This window comes from Neokomagataea anthophila (assembly GCF_018122595.1).
Classification (GTDB): domain Bacteria; phylum Pseudomonadota; class Alphaproteobacteria; order Acetobacterales; family Acetobacteraceae; genus Gluconobacter; species Gluconobacter anthophilus.
Map to the genome: position 1 here is coordinate 119573 of NZ_JAGRQH010000001.1, position 20658 is coordinate 140230.

Here is a 20658-nt window from a genome sequence, read left to right on the forward strand (position 1 = left end):
CCGCCTTTTTCTTGACCTCATCACAATCCGGTTTAGAAATCAGAACGTAACGTCAGCATATAACTGCGTGGCGCACCGTAATAATTATAAAAACGCGTATTCCCAAGGCGTTCATAATACCGTGTATTCGACAGGTTATTGATTGTCCCCGTCATCGCTAGGTAGCGGTTCCACTGGTACCCCACCTGTGCAGATGCCACGACATAACCCCGCTGCGTCACAAGACGACTATTCCCGAACGTGCTGCTTTGCGCATTAAAGCCGCCGCCAACACTCCAAATATTTTTTTCTGCCCCAGCATGCGGCTCAAAACGATAATGGGTCCACAATTTCCACAGGTTACGCGGTGAATTAGGAGCGTAAACCAGCCCTGCATCCTGCGGAGTTCCGTCATTCACAATATGATTATCATTATACGTATAACTGCCGCTGACATCCCATCCTTGGAGCGGACGGCCAATCACTTCAACTTCAGCACCCTGACTGCGTGTTTTCCCCGTAGAAGCATAACAATCGCTGGTTCCTGAGGGACCACAAATCGAATTAACCGAGCTCAGATAAACACCTTCATGCTGGTTATTAATGCGGAACCCGGCAACCGAAACACTCAGAGCGTGATGGAAGAAATCACCCTTCACCCCACCTTCCAACTGCTTGCCACGAATAGGCTGCAACTGACTGCCCGCAAGGGTCCAAGCTGATTGCGGCTGGAACGTGGAAACATAGCTCACATAAAAAGAGATATTCTTCAGAACACTCCACGTCGCACCAATATACGGCAACAAAATCCCTGACTGGTCGATGCTCGTCGTCATCGGCAGCGTCACAGGCCGGCGTGTCTGGCTTTTGCTCACATATCCACTCACACGGCCACCAAGCGTAATAGAGACACTCTCCACCGGCTTGATATGCGCTTGCCCGTATACACCCCACTGCGTCATCGGTTGATAACTTTGACGCGTAATCGTCGGCAGAAGAGCGGATGATATCCCCTCCATACCAGCTAGAGAAACATTACGAAGCGCTGCGCTCGTCGTTGACGTAAGTGTCGCACCAGAACCATTGTAAATATAACGGTCATAATTTGCGCCAAACATCAGATGATGCGTTTGCCCAAATAGACGCACTGGCCCTGTAACATACCCATCCACACCATTATTCACTTCGGAATATTTCGTGTTAGCGAGTATCGCATTACCCCGCTGCGTTGCGGCATTCCACGTTCCCAGATACGCATATTGCAGCACCGTATCCGAAGAACGATGACGTCCATTCACTAAGGCTCGCCAACCATGAGCAAATATATGCTCCCACTGCGCCGATAATTCCGTCATCGGAGCATGAGCATTGTTCAATTTGGCACCAACCCACGTTGAACGCGCATAATTCAGATCTGAACCATCCGCACCACGCGGGAGGCCCATAAAGCGCCGCGTTTCATTACTCTGAGACGCCACAGATAATGTCACAGTGTCGTTCACAGTCGGTCGAATATCCGTCACACCATAAATGGTCCAACGCCGATCACGACCATTATCATAGAAGAAACCACGATCTGTTCCTGCCACAACCAAACGCGCAGAGACATAGCGTGAACGCGCAACCGGCCCACCAATATCCAACGTTGCGTGGTTATTATTCCACGAGCCATATGAATAAGACGCATTACCCGAGAACTGATCCGTTGGGCGCTTACGTACAAAATTAACACTCCCCCCCGGAGGGGCAGAACCTTGGAAAATACCATCTGGCCCGCGCATCACCTCCAAACGATCGTAAATCGCCAAATCAAATTGCTGCGCCCAAGCTAAGCCATTAGCCGCAGCCACACCGTCATATTGTGGCTGAAGCCCAAAACCTCGCGACGTAAACCCAGCAGTACCGTCCCCATAAAGATTGACATTCACACCCGCGACCTGCCGCAAAGCGGTATCAACCGAAAATAAATTCTGGTCCTTCATCTGCTGGCTGCTCAGCACAGAAATCGATTGCGGCACATCCCGCACACGCATCAACATTTTATTCATGGACACCGCCGGTACCGTGTAAGTCCCCGTACCATCCGTCTCAGCTTTTAAACGCCGCCCTAAAACCAGTAGCTGCTCTACACTTTGCGGCTCAGAAGCCGTCGCCTTCTGAGATATTTTTTTTGCTGTCGTAACCGGCACCGCATCACCTGCAAGACTCGCCAAAGGCCACAGAGCCGAAGCTGAGACCAACATCATCCATAAACCACCGTGCAACCGCATTGTGCTTTCCTCTTTCAAACAGAATGCGGCTCCTTTTATGCAAATGAGAAAAATTCTCAACAATTTTGTAAATTTAATTTGAATTTTTATTAAAAGAAAAAAGACATCAAAAAAACACAAGAAACAAAAATTCATGAGTAAATAAAATATATGTGAATAATTTATATTATTTTCATTAAAAATATATGTAACTGCGTAAATTATGCAAAAATCAATATTCATAAAATATTAATAATATTTATTTTAATAAAATGTATTTTGCCATAAATTTAATATCACGAGTTCACTCTAATATGTTCAAGAAAAGCTTCTCCGGCCTATCCCTCCTTTTATTCTGTACATCCGGCCTCACAGCCATGGCGGATGACGCACACACTGAGCACCTCCAGGTGCATGGCAAACGCAAAAGCGAATCCGCACAAGCGCAAGCCCCCGGGCAAACGCCTATGACCGCCACCCAGCCTGAAACCAGCATTTCCAAAACCTACATCAAACACATTGCATCACCCCACGCAGACTACTTGTCTGTCATGCAATTCAGCCCCTCCGCCTCGAACTCCTCTCCAAACGGTCCGGGCATGTCGAGCAAAAATGCCGCCATTCGCGGCTTCCAAGACGGCCAATATAACGTCACGTTTGACGGCATTCCCTTCGCGGACCCAAGCTCCTTCTCCCACCAAACAACATCTTTTTTCCCAGCTCCCGTACTGGGCAGCATGATGATTGACCGCGGTCCCGGCACGGCGTCCACTATGGGCAATGCCACCTTCGGCGGCACGATGGCTCTGAACTCGGAAGACCTGCTCGACAAGCACCTCATCACCATTAACGGTGCCTATGGCAGCGCCAACACCTACCAAGCAGGCATAGACCTACAATCTGGTGCTATTGCCGCCACAAACGGCACACGTATTCTTTTCAACTACAATCACACAGCAACAGATGGCTTGCTGAAATATGCGGGGCTGCGACAGGATAATTATTTCCTCAAAATCGAACAGCCAATCTATGATTTCGCACATTTTTCCGTAGTCAGTGAACGCACCACAGTCGCATGGAACAACTACGTCCAACCCACCGTCGCAGGCACCCAAAAATACGGCTATAATTACGCCAGCCTGAACAATGACCCAACATCCCAACTCTATCGTTCCTATAACTTTAGCAACCGTTGGTCAGACTTCAGCTACGCCAAATTTGATGCTGAAAAATATGGCTTCCGCTTCGTCGATAAAGCCTACACTTATGGCTACGATGAAGCCGCAACCGCTGGCGGCAACACAAACGGGACAACCCCGAACAGCACATTACTAACATCTGGGGTACCCGGCGTTGGTTCTGGCTCCCATTACCGCCCATGGGGCAATATCGCGACGTTAGAGCGTGACTTTGGACATGGCGTCACCAACGTTACCGCCCGCGCTGGTGTATGGTACGACTACTCACGTCAAACCCAAGTTCAAGTCACAAACGACCTCTCAACCGGACAAATCAAACCCTATAAAGGCCGCTCAACGGCCCTTTCCTACGACCTTCTTGGCTATACGACCTCCATTAACTCCTTCTTGGAATTTGTCTGGCGACCGGTCAAAGGTCTCTCCATTACACCGGGCTGGAAACATGTTGATTTCAAACGCAGCATTAACGGGGTATCCAGCGGTAGCACCCTAAACTCCACCCGCTCTTACGCGGTCGATCTCGGGTCAGCAGCACTGAATTATCAGTTCAACCAACATTGGGCTTACTATGCTCAATGGGCCATGGGCTTTCAGGCGCCACCATCCAATGTGCAGCGTGGCCCCGGCGCACAATTCAACACCTTGTCACCACAACAAACGATTAATTACCAAACGGGTATTATCTTTAAATCTGATCGTTTTATCGCTGATATCGATGGGTATTATATTAACTTCCGCAACAAAATCAGTGCCTTTGCCCTCCCCGTCGGGCCAGGCGGAAGCTACGTTACCGTTTACGGCAACCAAGGCGGCGTCATCTATAAAGGCTTTGAAGCCGAAGCCACTCTACGCGCAGGCTATGGCTTCAGCGTAACAGCCAACGCTTCCATCAATAGCGCCGCAGATAAAACAAGCGGCATGCAAGTTGCCAACGCTCCATCCAGCACGGCTTTTTTTGGCGTACTTTATGACCGCGATGCCCTGTACGGGTCTTTCCTCACAAAATATGTGGGCCACCGCTTCGCTGGTGCAGGACAGTTGCCAAGTGGTGCGAACTACACACGCCTTCCCGCTTATTCCTCCACGGACCTCACGCTCGGTTACCGCTTCGGCAGCAAATACCGCGTACAATTCCAAGTGGCTAATATCTTCGATAACCGTACCATTACCGAAGGTAACGGCAGCGCAACCCTGCCAACATATTACTACCTGCCACCACGCAATTATTACGGATCTTTCTCTGCATCGTTCTAAACCACAAAAAAAGGCAACGCTTCCAAGCGTTGCCTTTCCCCGGCCCTAATATCCACCCATAAGGGCAGACGGATATTATTGTCCCAAAGACTGATTCAAAACAGCCGCCAAACGCACTCCTGCCTGCTCCAAACGCAACTGAATCAACGGCCACGCCACAGCGGTATACGCATCCCCCAAATCTGGGTGTTGCTGCGAAGGCAATACACCATAAGCAACGCTCCGCGCCAACTCATGGCTTTCATCTACCCAGTCAACAACGGCACGATAAGGCGCCCCCGCAGCCGACAAATCCTGCGTCCAATATCGCGTCTCTTCAGGTGTAATCTGCGCCGATAAATGCTCAGCAGCCTCCTTCGCCACCGCATAATCAATTGAATAATGCGGACCAATGACCAAGTGATCCTGACGGTTCAAAATACCATCATCCCACAACGCATGCAGGTTCATATGCCCACGCGCTGAATCACCATAATAGGTCAGGCGCACCGTATTGCCCCCCATATCATGGTCACGCTCCGCCGCATGTAAGGGTTGATGCAAATCCCCTACTAAATGCACAACCCATTTCAACGCTTCTAACCTCTGTTGAGACGGTGCGTGAACATCCCCAAGTATTTTAATCTCTTCCGGTAAACGCTCCACAACACAATTCGTATCCGCACAATCCCGCGCACGCTCATAGGCTGGATTGACAACATCCGTGTCCACATAATGCCATTTCAGCGTCTCTGGGCGCCCACCTTGCGCACGCGGAAGATGCGCCATCGTATCCGGCCATGATGCCACTTGATCGAGAGACTGATGCCCCTCCAACGCTAAAAGCTGATGCACCACCGCTTCCGCCTTTGGCGTTAAACGCTCCTGGGCAATATCTGCCACCATCGCGTGCCCATAAGGCCCCCACGCATAAGCCGATGTCGAAACACTCATACCCAGCGCCATAAAGACGGCACCCTTAAGCCAATGCTGCATCATCATTATTCTAACCCTATAAAATAGCTACCTGAAGGCCCTACGCCCTAACGAGCGCCTTGCTGCTCAACCAACGCAGAAACCTCCGCATAATGCGGCGCTGCATCGGCCGCTCCATTACGCGTCGTCGCTAAAGCACCACAAGCAGCCGCAAAACATACTGCATCTTGAAAGGACTTCTTCTGCGCTAATGCAAAAGCCAAACCCGCGTTAAAGCTATCACCCGCAGCCACGGTATCAATCGCATCAACACAGAAAGGCTTACAAAACCCTTCCTCATCACCATCACGCCAAAACACACCACGGCTACCCATCTTCACCAATACCCGGCGCACACCTTTTGCCTGCAATATCCGTGCTGCTTCAGAAGCTTCTTCCACTGTTTCTGGCGTAATACCCGTTAAAAGACCCGTCTCGGTTTCATTTGGCGTAATAATATCCGCCACCTGCAACACATCATCAGACAAACCACCATCCGGTACTGGTGCAGGGTCCAACACCACAATGCCGCCCGCAGCTTTCACACGTTGCGCCGCCGCAATCACAGCAGCCTCCGGAACCTCAAGCTGCAACAGAAGAACGGCGGCCTCTTCCAACCAAATGTCGGCAACAACAACATCCGTCGCATCAACGGCCATATTCGCACCACCAATCACAGTGATGCTATTTTCGCCCGTTCCCGCATCAATTCCAATTAGCGCCACACCCGTTGCATGGTCAGCATCATCACGTAAAGGGCTCAGATCAACCCCAAAACGCGCCAATTCCTGCCGCGCACGCGCCCCGAAATCATCACGCCCTACACGCCCCACCAGCGCCACACGTACAGCGCCAGAGGCAGCTAAACGCCCCGCAGCAGCGGCTTGGTTGCTCCCTTTGCCCCCAAGCATGACGCCATAACTTTCACCATGCACCGTCTCTCCCGGACGCGGTAACCGTCGCGCCCGTGCCGTCACATCAATATTAACACTGCCAAACGAAACAATAAGAGGCGTGACGACAGAATGAGACACGATAACCCGCTCCACTAAAGAAAACGCGCCAGCCATAGCACCAACACAGCACTCACGTCAGGGCCATACATCTTCTCACATATGTCATACAGCGTAATGGAAAGGCTATTCACGCCTTCGACGATAAGCACTCAACACGTCAGAGTACCATCCAAACAACACGATTGAGCCCGCACAATATCAGTCGTGTCCAGCACAGAACACAAAAAAAGGGGACAGTTTCCTGCCCCCTGTCATACCAACCTTCAAAAATAACGTACTCAGGCAGAACCCAGAATAAAGCCACCACCTAAAACACGCGTTCCGTCATACAAAACACATGCCTGACCGGGCGCAGGCGTTGCCCCTGAGGTCAACTCAACGCGGGCACCACCATCCGGCAAGGGCACAACAAGCGCCTCACGCAATTCCTCACGCGCACGAATCTGCACACCACACCGCACACCTTCCGGTGTTGGATTGCACAGCCAATTCATGTCCCGTAGGTGAATTACCTTCCGCGCCTCAGCACTTTGTACCGAAGCACGCGGCCCAACGACAATGCGCCGGCTCGACACATCAATCTTCGTCACCATCTGACGCTCGCCAACAGCCGTGTGAATATCACCCAACCGCTTGCTCTGCCCTACCGTGTACCGCGCCACACCTTCATGTTGACCAAGCACCTGCCCCGCCTCATCCACGATCTCTCCCGGACCACGAATTTCAGGACGCAGCTTTTCCACAATCTCAGCGTAAGAGCCATTCGGCACAAAGCAAATATCTTGACTGTCCGGCTTATCCGCAATCTGCAAGCCAAACTCTTCCGCCATTTTACGTACCTGAGCCTTATCCGGCACATCACCTAGCGGGAAACGCAAATACTCTAACTGCTCACGTGTCGTCGCAAACAAGAACCAGCTTTGATCACGGTCACTATCGATCGGACGGTGCATTTGTGCCCCGTCTTCTCCTTCAACACGGCGCACATAATGCCCCGTTGCCATCGCTTCACAGCCAAGATCCCGCGCCATGCCCAGCAGATCCGTGAACTTCACGCCCTGATTACAGGCAACACACGGCACAGGGGTTTCCCCACGTGCATAAGATGAGGCAAAACTATCAATCACGCTGTCACGGAAGCGATTTTCCGCATCAATCACATAATGCGGAAAACCTAAACGGTCAGCCACGGCACGCGCATCCATGATGTCACGCCCTGCACAGCAAGCCCCCGGCTTAGCAGCTTGCCCATGATCATAGAGCTGAAGCGTCGCACCAATGACCTCGTGGCCCTGCTGGTGAAGAAGTGCCGCCACAACAGAACTGTCCACCCCTCCGGACATGGCAACGAGGATACGCATCGTCTTCAGCCCTGCTTCGGAATATGAACGACAAGACCATCCAGCGCGTCTGTCATGACAATCTGGCAGCCCAAACGTGATGTCTCTTCAAGACCAAATGCGAGGTCGAGCATATCTTCCTCATCATCCGTCGCATCGCTCAGCTTACCAGCCCATTCCGGGTCCACAATGACGTGACATGTTGCACATGCCAAAGACCCCTCACAGGCCCCTTCCAGATCAATATCGTGCTTATGCGCAACTTCCAAAACGGACAAACCGTTCGGCGCATCAACATCATGGCGTGAACCATCACGATCAATAAAGGTCATCTTAGGCATGGACGATCATCTTCCTTGTACTCAGTAAACGTCAGGACACACGTGCAACATCAACCAGAAGCGCCGCCGCACGATCAATTTCGGCGTTGGACGTAAAACGTCCAACCGAGAGACGCAAGCACCGTGATGCTTCAGCCTCCGGCAATCCCATCGCCGTCAAAACATAAGAGGGTGCCAGTTCCGCCGCTGAACAAGCAGAACCCGTCGACATGGCGATGTCGGGCAGATGAGCCATTACGTCAAGGGCTGAGACCCCTTTCGGCAGGCAGAAATTCAATCCACCGGGCAAACGCGGCACTTTTGCACCATTTAACACACTCCCCGGCAGTCCATCACGCAATTTTTGCCACAACACATCCCGCAACTGCGCCAAACGCTCTGGCTCCACAGTCAAAGCACCACGTGCTATCCGCGCTGCCTCACCAAACCCAACGACCAACGGCGTTGGTAACGTGCCAGACCTTACCCCACGCTCCTGCCCACCACCTGAAAAGAGTGGCACAATCCGCGCCCGTGGCCGCCGGCGCACATACAAGGCACCAACTCCTTTGGGCCCATACATTTTATGCGCTGAAACCGATGCAAGATCGACATGTTCTAACGATACTGGCAACTTCCCCGCCATCTGGGCCAAATCCGTATGAAACACCGCCCCAGCCTGACGCGCCAAAGCGGATAACGTCGGAATATCCTGCAAAACGCCCGTTTCATTATTGGCTGCCATAATACTGACTAGGGCTGTCGGCACCGACAAGGCCTTCTCCAAAGAAGCCGAATCCACCCTCCCATGCCGATCGACCGGCAAGATCACAGGTTCAAAACCTTCACTTTCAAGAGATTTTACGGACTCCAAAACACATTTATGCTCGACAGCACTCGTAATAACCCGGCGCCGCTCCCCGCCCATACGCTGCACATGGCGCGCCGCACCTTTAATGGCGATGTTATTGGCTTCCGTGGCACCAGACGTAAAAACGATCTCGCGCGCCTCTGCCCCAATCAGGGCTGCCACATGCTCACGCGCCACCTCAACAGCGTGCGCTGCTTTTTGACCCGGACCATGCGTACTATGCGGATTGGCAAAATCCTGCGTGAACCACGGCAACATGGCATCCACAACCTCTGGCGCGCACGGCGTCGTCGCAAAATAATCCAGATAAATCATGTACCCATCTCCCGGTCTTTACGCTTTACGCAAACGCTGCACCATCTGTTCATACGCCACGATGAAACCATCCACCTGCGCGCTTTGGACATTCCACGGCAACGACACACGAAGAGCCTGCGTAGCGCCATCCTGCTCACCCATCGCCGTTAACACATGCGATGCCGCCACTTTCCCAGACGAACAAGCCGACCCCGCAGACACCGCAAAGCCGGCCAAATCCAGCGTCATTAACTGTATCTGCGCACCAATGCCGTCCAAAATCACATTACTCGTGTTCGGCAAGCGTGCAGCGCCATCCCCTGCCACACGCGCGCCCACATGTTTGACAGCATCATCAATCCGCACGCGCAACGCATCAATAAACGACCAATCCTGACCGCGCGCAGCCGTAAACGCCGCCGCCATACCCATAATCGCCGGTAATGCTTGCGTACCACCACGCCGACCGCGCTCTTGCCCACCACCCGGCATAAACGCATCAATTGCTGCAGCATCAGGCAATAACAGAGCGCCAGCACCTTTCGGCCCACCCATTTTATGCCCGGACAGCGCAACACTACAGCCCTCAAAACGCTGCTCTAAACGCCCTGCACTTTGCACCGCATCCACATGCAAATGCGCGCCAAACTCTTGGCATAAGGCGTGCACTTCTCCCAATGGAGAAAGCACACCCGTTTCATTATTTGCCGCCATGACGCACACTAAAGCTGGACCTGATTCGGCCAATTTTTCGCGCAAAACAGCACAATCCAACACGCCATCACGCATGACAGGGATAATATCCGCCTCCGGTGCTGCACGCCGAATAGCATCATGCTCCGTTGCGCCAATGAAAACCCGTCGCCCCGCACCATACGCGTGCAACGCCAACGCATTCGCCTCCGTCCCGCCAGACGTAAACACGCATTGATCCGGATCTCGTCCAAACCCCTGCCCAAAAACAGAGCGCGCTTCTTCAAGCGCACGACGCGCCGTGCGGCCAAAACTATGCACCGAAGACGGATTACCAACGAGGTCCAACGCGGCAATCACAGCCTCACGCGATTCCGGGCGCAACGGCTCCGTCGCATTCGCATCAAGATAAATTTGGGCGGATGAAATAGTCATAAACACCACATCGGATTGAACAGAGATTTACGCAAGTTTTGGATTGACGATTCGTGAATTTAAGGCAACGTGTCGATTTTGGTGGAAATCTTTGCGCTTGAGTCGATATACAATCGCACATCGGAAGGCAGGGCCGTAATCCTGCCGGACACAGTGTGAGAGAAATATGCCCGAAGTGATGTTCGCTGGCCCAGATGGCCGGCTCGAGGGACGTTATCACCACTCTAGCGAACCTAACGCTCCCCTCGCCCTGGTGCTGCACCCCCACCCCCTGCACGGTGGCACCATGAATAACCGCATCACCTACACAATGTATCGCCATTTCGAGAAAATGGGTTTCTCAGTGATGCGGTATAACTCGCGCGGTGTTGGCCGTTCACAAGGCCGCTATGATGGCGGCATAGGCGAGATTTCAGATGCAGCCGCTGCGCTGGACTGGATGCAAATGGTGAACCCAAATTCAACCGAACTTTGGATCGCCGGATACTCCTTTGGTGCGTTCGTAGGCATGCAGTTGCTGATGCGCCGCCCAGAAATCAGTGGTTGGATCAGCGTAGCGCCTCCAGCCAATGATTATGATTTCGGCTTTTTAGCACCATGCCCCTGCGGCGGTCTGATGATCGCTGGCGGAAAAGACGAAATGGCTCCAGAGCCCGGCATCCACAAACTTGTGGACAAGCTTAATACGCAGAAAAATGTATCCGTCGATTATCGCATTTTTGATGACGCGGACCATATTTTTGCGAACCAAGCAGACCAAGTCGGCGCAGCGCTTGAAGACCACGTTACCACCATGCGTGGTCGTAAAGCGCTTGCTCTCGCAGCAGACTAAAAACATTTTTTGCTACGGGAAAACACTTTCCCGTAGCAAAAATGCCCTACTCACATGACAGCGTCATTATTATCTATCTTAGATGCCTTCTCGCGACGCTGCATAAAAATAATCGTATAAATATTCATCCAATCCCGTGCACGACGAGCAATACGCTCTAAGCGCTTCTTATTTTTCTCCGTAAAATCAGTCTCTTTTATATCACGAGCCTGCATCATATCATCACGATACATAAAAATTATTCCTAATTATATTCTGTCGACTGAATCATAAAATATGAATAAGAGCGTAAATATTCGTTAACGAAACAAAACCTTCACATTATAGATATTTCGCCTATCGTAAAACTTACACAATGCGATCAGAAACATTCAAAGAAGCATTTATCATGACGAACAACACAATAAACATTGCGAATATCACCAAATCTTTCGGCACATTTACAGCACTGAGCGATATATCTTTTTCAATAAATACCGGGGAAACAATAGGCCTCCTCGGCCGCAATGGCGCCGGAAAATCAACACTCATTGGCTGCCTCTTAGGCTTTCTCCTCACCGATCAAGGGCACATTACCATGTTCGGCACAGACATTGCCGAACTACCCCGCACCATCCGCGCCCGTACGGGTTATGTCCCTCAAACAATGAGCGGTTTTGATGCCTTCAAAGTCGGTGCACTTATTGATTTTATAGGCGCGTTTTACGGCGCATTACCCCCTATTGACCCCCGCCTGCTCGCATGGGCAGAGCTGAGCCCTTCAAAAATCGTCAAAACCCTTTCTGGCGGACAAAAACAACGCCTCGCTATTCTTCTCGCTATGCGCCATCGGCCAGATTTTCTAATTCTGGATGAACCCGTCGCCAGTTTAGACCCACAAGCGCGCCGGGATTTCATGAACCTTCTAGATCAATACGCCAAAGAAACAGGTGCGAGCATCATCATCTCCTCACATATTCTGTCTGATATTGAGCGGGTCTGCTCGCGACTTCTCTTTTTAAAGCAAGGGCGCCTCATCCTTGATTGCAGCACACAATCCTTCCAAGAGACGACACGCTGGCTGCATAACATAACACCAGAGAGCCTCACCGCGCTCCCCGTACAGATTCTAGCACAGAAAGACGGTAACATCCTGATCCATGGCTGGCAGGCCAACCTTCCCCTCCCAGCAGAAACACAGATCAGCATTCCTGACTTCGAAGACGCCTTTTTAGCCATCACCGAACCCACGGGAGGCGCAGCATGAACATGCGCCCTGCTCTCCCAACATCCCTCAAACTGACATGGCTAAGCTTAAGCCTTTACGGCACACGCGTTTTTTGGCGCGGAAATCCAACAAGTTGGACGGTATTACTCTTCTTCGCTCTCTCGCTCGTGGACAGTATCACACCGCATAAAGGCGCACATGACGTGCTGCGGCAATTAGCGTTTTTCATGTTCCTGCTGCAAGCCGCATTTTTCACGCATTTTCAATCCCAAACGAAAAGCCCTCAAGCCGCTTCTATCCCCGGATTATACCGCGCCGAGGCACAGGCCGCCGCCACCCTTTCCCTCACTAGTATTGCCTTAATGACACTCTGGGTACACCTATTGGGTTTTCCTCTCCATGCCGCATTTTTATTTATAACCATACAATGCCAAATATTTATATTTCAGTGGCTAACATCCAAAAATTATAAACATAAAAAATTAAAGCTATTCTTAGATATATTGACAGCTTTATTATATATTGGACAATTAATTTTTTCTATTCTGTCCGCAGATGAGGGTTTTATATTCCATCAACCGCCCATCATCGCTATACCATTATCCCTTGTCTTAACGACAATTTTAACGCTCTCCATTCTCAGCGCACCACGTCGCGCCATACAAATACCGGCTCCAGCCGAAAAACACCTATCGGGAAAAACGCCTAAACATCGCAAAAAACGTCTCATCCCCAATGAACAACTCAAAAACAGCCTTTTAACAACCCGATACATCCCTCTTTGGGCAACTCTCCTTATCAATCTTTGCCTAATCCCTGCCGTCAGCCTCGCTATGGCAAGTGTCACCGCCTTCACATCCTCTACAAGTTTTCATCACGCATGGTCCCAAAGCCTCATGGGACTGCTGATCATAAGCCTCTTTCCTCAATCCTTCCTCTCAATCCGCACACATTGGGCGCCCCTCTTCGTCACCGGATATTTCGGCACACGCCAAGACTTCGTGCGGACCCTCTTTCAGTGCCGCCTCAAACACACACTCTTTTCCATCATCCCCCGTACCGGAAGCCTCATTCTGTGCTGGGCATACACAACACCGCACACATCACTTGGGCAATCAGCGTTCTTTTGGTGCTGCTTAACCCTTTTGGGGGTAAGTTTAGGCTTCACAGAAGCGCTTCCCTTCCTCTTTACATCACGCCCTACAAAACAAGCCTTCATGCTCAGTAGCATCGCCATCACCATATTGGCGGCCTCTTTGGGCAACCCAATGACCCTTCCACTCCGCCTTGCCCTCACGGTCACTGCCGTGACGTGTGTCCTTGGCCTTATCAGCTATTTCATCACCCCAAAACGCATCATCACAGCAGACTGGCCCTATGAAGCACCATAGACAGGTGCCCTGCACGCTACGCTGTGCTATGCAAACAGTCCTTTGATTTCATGATAAATAGTGTTGACCATCCCATGCCCCAGTCTTCGTTCCTTCGTGAAGCCCAAGCACGCGGCCTGATCTTTCAGTGCACCGACCTTGAGGCGCTCGACGCCGCAATGCTCGCAGGCCCCATCACGGCCTATGCAGGGTTCGATCCCACCGCGGATTCTCTGCATGTTGGCAATGCTGTTTCCATCATGATCTTGCGCCTGCTGCAAAAACACGGCCATCGCCCCGTAGCCCTCATGGGCGGCGGCACAGCACGCATCGGTGACCCATCATTCCGAGATGAAGCCCGCTCCCTCATCACCGCCGAAACCATCGCGCATAACATCGCAGGAATTGAAAAATCCCTACGCCAATTCATTGATTTTTCAGATAATCGCGCCCTGCTGACCAATAACGGAGATTGGCTCAATAAGCTCTCCTACCTTGATCTGCTCCAAGATGTCGGCGTGCATTTCTCCATCAGCCGCATGTTGTCTTTTGAGAGCGTCAAACAACGCCTCGACCGTGAGCAAGGCCTCACTTTCCTAGAGTTCAACTACTCCATTCTCCAATCTTACGACTTCCGCGAACTCAATCGCCGCGAAGGCGTCACGCTCCAAGTGGGAGGCTCAGACCAATGGGGCAACATTGTCTCAGGTATTGATCTCACCCGCCGCACAGAAGGCAAACAAGTTTTCGGCCTGACCACACCACTGGTTACAACGTCTTCCGGCGCCAAAATGGGCAAATCTGCTGGTGGTGCCACATGGGTCAGTGAAGCAAAGCTCCCCGTCTTTGAGTACTGGCAGTTCTGGCGCAACACAGAAGATGCGGACGTCGAACGCTTCTTGAAAATGTTCACAGACCTACCTGTTGAAGAATGTGAACGCCTCGGTGCGCTGGAAGGCGCAGCGATTAATGACGCGAAGAAAATCCTCGCAACAGAAGCCACCGCCATCTGCCATGGCCGCGCTGCGGCTGAAGAAGCAGCCGAAACTGCACGCCGCGTTTTCGAACAGGGTGCCGCCACAGCAGCTCTGCCAGAAGTCACCATTCCCGCTGCGGCATTAGAAGACGGCCTGCCCATCTTCCGTCTCCTGCAAGATGCCGGCCTAGCCGCCAGTGGAGGCGAAGCACGCCGTCTGATCCGAGGCGGTGGTGCACGCGTCAATGACGTTGTCGTCAGTGACGAGAACCTCACCGTCAGCGCAAAAGACCTACAAAATGGCGCCGTAAAGCTCTCTTCCGGAAAGAAGAAGCATATCCTCGTGCGCCCTGCATAACGCCACAACATGACGGGTGTCATATCCATCGCGTGACACCCGGCACTGTTCGGCCCTTGGCTCATCTCTCCATAGTGACCACACCCGCTCTTGGGTTTCTATGGAGTCCCCACCATGGCCACTGCCCCACAAAAACGCCTTTTCACCACAGAAGCCATAACGCTCGTCTTTGCTGCTTTTTGGGCATTGCGCGGCGGCAAAGCAGCCCTCCTCCCTCAGACCCCGCTCTTTATTCTCGTTGGGCTCATTTCTGCCCTGCTGCTCGGCAGTTTCATCGCCCGGTATTTCTACCTCAACCTGCCCGAACAATCATTTGACCAAACACTCCTCAAGCGCGTCCAAATATGGCGCGGCGTATCGCTCTTTTGTGTCGGATTCCTCACGAACGCCACACATCATACAGAACTCATATACCCCCTGATTGGTAGCATCATCGGGCTGACCTTAATCCCTATGGCGCGCGCCTTAGAAGAACCAATCCATTACTATTCCGGCACAATTATTGTTTTAATCTCTTGCTTTTCTTGTCTTTTACCAGCCCAAATGCACATGACACTCGCAGGCCTTGGCACCGCCACCACATTATGGATCAGCGCGACAATACGCCTCGCACGGATACACACATATACCACACAGGAAACGGTTGCTTAACGTCATGTCCTTACTCGGAATAGACCAGAATCCAACCCGCCGAAAAACCTATCTCTACCACTCCGTATATCTGGTCTATTTGTTCTTTTATCCGCTCAACTGGTTCTTCGATAAAACACCAAGCATTTTCCAAGCATCCTACGGCATCGCAGCTCTTCTGGCGTTTCTGGTGCTCTACTTTGCACCATACAGAGCGGCCAATAAAATTGATGGTGTCGACAGCACCACTTTTGAAATTATTCTCACGGCATTACTTGGCTTTTCAGCCTCTTGGACCAATGCGGGATGGATGACGCTCAACATTTATGCGTCTGCCATGTGTATCCGCCTGCATGATACACGCCGCGCCATCACTCTACTGGTTTTGCTCCAAATTGCCCTCATTTCTTTCGCTTGGACCGTGCGCCATGTCCCGATTTCAGGCGGTATCTCCGTTCTCATCAGTTTGGCCACCTACACCATGTCATGGTTTCAAAGCCGCCTTGCTCGCCAGAACCAACGCCTGAAAGAAGCCCAATCTGAAATCCGCGCCCTCGCCACAACATCCGAGCGTGAGCGCATTGCACGTGACCTGCATGACCTCTTAGGTCACTCCCTCACCGTCATCGCCATCAAAAGTGAGCTCGCTGCCAAACTCCACAACCGCGCTCCTGAACGTGCCCTCTGTGAAATCAACGATATCAGCCTTATTGCCCGTGATTCCCTACGCGATGTACGCGCTGCCATCACAAACATGAAAAGCGCCACCCTCACTCGCGAGTTAGAGCAAGCTAAAAATGCCCTTCAATCTGCATCCATCTCCCTCATAATTCACGGTGCAGAATGCCTCGCACATGAAAGTAATACCTCTGTAGAAACGTGTAGTGTTCTAGCCATGACCTTGCGTGAGGCCATTACCAATGTCATCCGTCATTCACACGCTACCCAATGCCACATCACAATTCATGGCCAACATAACGGTCCGCCACAAGGCATCACAGTCAGCGATAACGGCACCGAACTCACCTGCCCCGATACCCTTTTAGAGGGCAATGGCCTTCGTGGGATGCGTGCGCGCCTTGCCGCCATCGGCGGTACCATCACCCTTACGCCCAATACCCCCGGCCTCACCCTAACCGCGAGCTTTACACCATGATCACCCTCCTTCTCGCCGAAGACCAAACCATGCTCATAGATGCGTTTGAAACGCTGCTGAGTTTAGAAGATGACATGACCATTATCGGCCGCGCCCATAATGGTCATGACGCATTAACGCTGGCCCATGAACTCAAACCCGATATCATTATGACGGATATTGAAATGCCGAACATGACCGGCATTGAACTCGCCGAACGTCTAAAAGCAGAAAACAGCCCTGCCAAAATCATTATCGTCACAACATTTGGCCGCCCCGGCTATCTGCGTCGTGCGCTTCAAGCAGGCGTCCGTGGCTACATGCTCAAAGATGCTCCCATTACTCAACTCGCCAATGCCATTCGCAAAGTCGCTGCTGGAGGACGGGCTATCGCACCAGACCTGGCCGAAAGTGTCTGGGATGCCTTGCCAGACCCACTCAATGACCGTGAGCGCATGATGCTCCGCTTTGCCGAGGCCGGAAAGACCAATCAAAACATTGCCGAAACAATGAATTTATCCACGGGAACAGTCCGCAACTATTTCTCAGAGATCGTACAAAAATTGGATGCTAAAAACCGTATCGAAGCCAGCCGCATCGCACGCCAAAATGGGTGGCTATAAGACTCACCCAAGGCAAGGGACACACCCAGCACCTACACGCCAACAATAAACTACTTATTGCGTCTCAATGCTCAAATACACAGAGAGGCCCCTCACCGAGGCAGCTTCATCATCTGTGCTTCTTGCCCCACCAAGCGTAGAACACGCTGCAACACCCGATCTTGTGCATAAACCGAGACAGCCCGCTGACGACCGCGCTCTCCCATCGCCACCGCTTTCTCACGGTCCTGCGTTAACACTTGTAAGGCCCGGGCCAAAGGCGCTGCCAGACCCGGAGGTACCAACAATCCCGTGCGCCCTTGCTCAACTTGCTCACGAGGGCCACGCACATCCGTTGCGACAACTGGCAGTCCACACAACATCGCTTCAATAACCGACATCGGCAAACCCTCAAAATGACTAGGCAAAGCAAAAACATCTGCAGCCGCCAGAAGCTCCGCCACATCATCGCGCGCACCTAACATACGTAGTCTTTTACCCAACACCTGATGCGCCCGGGCAAAACTACCCTCCAAATCCCCCCCGTGATCCGTCGTCAGCCGCTCGCCTACGACCCATAGCTCTGCACCCGGTACCTCTTCCATCGCCCGCAGCAATTCAGGATAGCCTTTATGACGCACCAACCGCGATACCACGATGACAACGGGCACATCCTCAGCCACACCGAACGCGGCCCGAACACGACAACGCACAGCCTCATCAGGCCGAAAACGCTGCGGGTCGCGTCCATTGCCAATCGCTAGAGGATGCGCATTTAAATGCAGCCTACGCGCATCCCGCGCTTCTTCTACGGATACTGTCATATAAAGATCAGTTATCCGTCCGGCGATAAACTCCAGAACCAAAGATAACCACCGCCGCAAGCATGATCCCGGCTGGTTGAACAAAAAACCATGGCCCGTATAAGCAATAATCGGTACCCCGCAGATTTTCGCTGCAATGCGCGCCAAAATACCACTAATCGGCATATGGCCATGCACCATATCTGGCCGCTCTCGCCGGATAAGTCGGATCAACGCCCACAAAGCTCGGCCCTGCGCTATAGGCGAAAAACTCCGCGCCATCGGCACACTATGCACAACAAACCCATCCTGCCTGACGGGCGCCAAATCTGGCCCCTCTGCACAGCCGCCTTGCACGTCATGACCAGCGGCCCGCAAAGCCTGCATCAACGGAAAAAGAAACTGCTTTAGAGCAAAATCAACGTTCGTAATTTGCAAGATTTTCAGGGGCCGGCCACTCACTCCGGAATACGCTCCAATAACCACGAAACAGTTTGTGTCACACTGGGCGGAGCCGCGCTTAGCTTAGCTGCGTCATCCTGACGCACACCTTCTTCCGCAGCCTCCGCATCCGACGCAGCACCCGTATATTTCGGATCAACATACACCACGATTTGTCGTGTAGGCTCTACATGGTCACGTGCCAAATACACATCCGGCTCTACAGCAAGGCCACCACCACGCTGCCGGAAACGCCAAATCTTCTCACCCACATGCATGATAACGTCATCATCATCCTGCGTCACAATCACATTAGGATGCAGATGGAAACGTAGAACAAAAGAGACAGCACGCTCACTGTGCAAAACATCCTGCCCGCGCAGATCCTCTCCATTATCCCCCAAATACAACTGACGCTTCCATGTCGCCCCTAATGAGGGATGATAACCATCATGAGAGAGATCAATCCAATGCCCTTCACCATTGGTCTGATGATGGCACGAGATGTGTACTGGCCGTCGCGTCACCCTGCCACGCCGGTCAAAGTCAGACGACGACAAATCTTCTGGTATCAACACATTATGCGCTGCACTCGCACGAAGCGCTTCTGCCCACGGCGCTAAAAGCGCAGACCCACAATTCACAAAAATACGATCTTTTAGATGCGAGAACTCAAACGAGCATGTCCCTGCATGCGCCGTCTGATCTGCCCCTGCAATTGGCGGGCCGCCCCCATCCACAATCAGCAATGATTTACCCAACGCAACACGGGTAAACTTCCCATCTGTCAGGTTAGACGCAATCAGCTTCAGACGAGAGCCCTGCGCCAACACCCGCTCGACAGAGCGTACATCGCCTTCGCCGCTCCCATTGAAAACCGCTAGACCGCCATCACCATGACAGAGCGCACGCAATACAGGCACAGCCTTCTCGAGTGACGTCTCTACCAAGGGCGGCACGCGCAGTTGAGCCGCACGAAACATCATGGAGATTTCTGCCAACTCACGCACCAACTCATACTGAGCTTGAGGAGAACGCTCTGCCACCATGCCGTCAGGCAATAAAATACGCTCCAACGCACTCGGCAAATACCGCAAGAAACGTACCATGAAGCCCGTTTGTTCAGGGATCGCCAATGCCGCTGCCAGCAAGCCCCGCAAAGCCGACAACTCCGCCCAACCACAAAATTTCAATGGCAGTAATGCTGAAATCGTGCGGGCTTCTACCAACACACGATCCATCAATTTTTTCTGCAGTTGATGATCTGCAGAAGCTAAACAAAACGCATGATTCGAGAGCCATGACGCTAAACGCATTCCCGTCGTACATGCATCTTCAGCGACTTCACCACCCGGTGGGTTGGCAATCCATACCCCCACCATCTTACGCGCCATAAGACGCGCTTCATCACTGCCAAGCGCCCGTAAGTCACGCAGCCACGAAAAACCATACAACCAGTGCCGCGCCGCCTCTGGCCATGTGCCCACAGGCCACGCCGTCAAAGGCACCCGCCCATACGTCAGATCATAGTCTTTACGATCAAAACGAAAGTGACGCGCAACCAACCGCGCACCCTGCTCTGCATCGCCATGCCAAGGATCATGACATACCGTCACCGGCCCAGATGGCGCGCCCTTCCGGAAAGGCATCCTCGCCATTGACAGCTTCAGCTTCGAAAATGTCGTCTGCCCCGTTCG

Annotated in this window: 18 protein-coding genes; 8 read left to right on the top strand and 10 right to left on the bottom strand. The window is 52.3% G+C overall.

All coding sequences use genetic code 11. The features are described 5' to 3' along the window. Positions 1-32: 32 nt before the first annotated feature. Positions 33-2249 carry a TonB-dependent siderophore receptor gene (locus KB213_RS00540; RefSeq protein WP_211679879.1) on the bottom strand — a complete coding sequence of 739 codons (2217 nt, stop codon included), beginning with the start codon at positions 2247-2249 and terminating at the stop codon, positions 33-35. Positions 2250-2542: 293 nt separating this feature from the next. Here KB213_RS00540 and KB213_RS00545 point away from each other — a divergent pair, with 293 nt between their 5' ends. Continuing rightward, the gene (locus KB213_RS00545; RefSeq protein ID WP_211679883.1) at positions 2543-4681 is read left to right on the top strand and encodes a TonB-dependent receptor; all 2139 of its coding nucleotides are present in this window, start codon (positions 2543-2545) and stop codon (positions 4679-4681) included. Positions 4682-4756: 75 nt separating this feature from the next. Here the strand turns inward: KB213_RS00545 and KB213_RS00550 are convergent, their stop codons facing one another. The 6 genes from KB213_RS00550 to KB213_RS00575 all read right to left on the bottom strand — a co-directional run bounded on the left by KB213_RS00550 (position 4757) and on the right by KB213_RS00575 (position 10607). Then, entirely contained in the window at positions 4757-5662 is a 906-nt protein-coding gene (locus tag KB213_RS00550) for a S1/P1 nuclease (protein ID WP_249110102.1), read from the bottom strand. 41 nt (positions 5663-5703) lie between these two features. After that, positions 5704-6669 carry a PfkB family carbohydrate kinase gene (locus tag KB213_RS00555; protein ID WP_346266638.1) on the bottom strand — a complete coding sequence of 322 codons (966 nt, stop codon included), beginning with the start codon at positions 6667-6669 and terminating at the stop codon, positions 5704-5706. Between the two features lie 260 nt (positions 6670-6929). Next, complete coding sequence (gene mnmA / locus KB213_RS00560) at positions 6930-8012, bottom strand: tRNA 2-thiouridine(34) synthase MnmA (protein WP_211679887.1); 1083 nt, start codon at positions 8010-8012, stop codon at positions 6930-6932. Positions 8013-8017: 5 nt separating this feature from the next. Then, the gene (locus KB213_RS00565; RefSeq protein WP_068167878.1) at positions 8018-8332 is read right to left on the bottom strand and encodes a ferredoxin family 2Fe-2S iron-sulfur cluster binding protein; all 315 of its coding nucleotides are present in this window, start codon (positions 8330-8332) and stop codon (positions 8018-8020) included. Between the two features lie 31 nt (positions 8333-8363). Beyond that, on the bottom strand, positions 8364-9497 hold the full coding sequence (locus tag KB213_RS00570; RefSeq protein WP_211679890.1) for a cysteine desulfurase family protein: 1134 nt from the start codon (positions 9495-9497) through the stop codon (positions 8364-8366). Positions 9498-9515: 18 nt separating this feature from the next. Continuing rightward, entirely contained in the window at positions 9516-10607 is a 1092-nt protein-coding gene (locus KB213_RS00575) for a cysteine desulfurase family protein (RefSeq protein ID WP_211679892.1), read from the bottom strand. Between the two features lie 166 nt (positions 10608-10773). On the opposite strand from KB213_RS00575, the gene KB213_RS00580 reads away from it, so the two are divergent. Then, positions 10774-11439, top strand: a complete 666-nt coding sequence (locus KB213_RS00580) for an alpha/beta hydrolase (protein WP_211679894.1) — start codon at positions 10774-10776, stop codon at positions 11437-11439. 50 nt (positions 11440-11489) lie between these two features. Here the strand turns inward: KB213_RS00580 and KB213_RS00585 are convergent, their stop codons facing one another. Next, positions 11490-11672, bottom strand: a complete 183-nt coding sequence (locus KB213_RS00585; protein WP_211679896.1) for a hypothetical protein — start codon at positions 11670-11672, stop codon at positions 11490-11492. Positions 11673-11827: 155 nt separating this feature from the next. On the opposite strand from KB213_RS00585, the gene KB213_RS00590 reads away from it, so the two are divergent. The 6 genes from KB213_RS00590 (at position 11828) to KB213_RS00615 (ending at position 17738) form a co-directional block, all read left to right on the top strand. Then, on the top strand, positions 11828-12685 hold the full coding sequence (locus KB213_RS00590; RefSeq protein WP_211679898.1) for an ABC transporter ATP-binding protein: 858 nt from the start codon (positions 11828-11830) through the stop codon (positions 12683-12685). Then, positions 12682-14037: a hypothetical protein gene (locus tag KB213_RS00595; protein WP_211679900.1), complete on the top strand. Its 1356-nt coding sequence runs from the start codon at positions 12682-12684 to the stop codon at positions 14035-14037. The genes KB213_RS00590 and KB213_RS00595 overlap by 4 nt, the downstream gene beginning before the upstream one ends. Positions 14038-14111: 74 nt before the next feature. After that, positions 14112-15350 (top strand): tyrosine--tRNA ligase, encoded by a 1239-nt coding sequence (tyrS, locus tag KB213_RS00600; RefSeq protein ID WP_211679903.1) that lies wholly within the window; start codon positions 14112-14114, stop codon positions 15348-15350. 114 nt (positions 15351-15464) lie between these two features. Continuing rightward, on the top strand, positions 15465-16001 hold the full coding sequence (locus tag KB213_RS00605) for a hypothetical protein (protein WP_211679906.1): 537 nt from the start codon (positions 15465-15467) through the stop codon (positions 15999-16001). Between the two features lie 4 nt (positions 16002-16005). Continuing rightward, the gene (locus tag KB213_RS00610) at positions 16006-17136 is read left to right on the top strand and encodes a sensor histidine kinase (RefSeq protein WP_068167862.1); all 1131 of its coding nucleotides are present in this window, start codon (positions 16006-16008) and stop codon (positions 17134-17136) included. Continuing rightward, the gene (locus KB213_RS00615) at positions 17133-17738 is read left to right on the top strand and encodes a response regulator transcription factor (RefSeq protein ID WP_068167857.1); all 606 of its coding nucleotides are present in this window, start codon (positions 17133-17135) and stop codon (positions 17736-17738) included. The genes KB213_RS00610 and KB213_RS00615 overlap by 4 nt, the downstream gene beginning before the upstream one ends. 92 nt (positions 17739-17830) lie before the next feature. On the opposite strand, the gene KB213_RS00620 is transcribed toward KB213_RS00615, so the two are convergent. Further along, positions 17831-18967, bottom strand: a complete 1137-nt coding sequence (locus KB213_RS00620; protein ID WP_211680535.1) for a glycosyltransferase family 4 protein — start codon at positions 18965-18967, stop codon at positions 17831-17833. Between the two features lie 11 nt (positions 18968-18978). After that, a complete protein-coding gene (locus KB213_RS00625) occupies positions 18979-20619 on the bottom strand; it encodes a heparinase II/III family protein (protein ID WP_249110105.1) in 1641 nt (546 codons plus the stop codon). Positions 20620-20658: the final 39 nt, after the last annotated feature.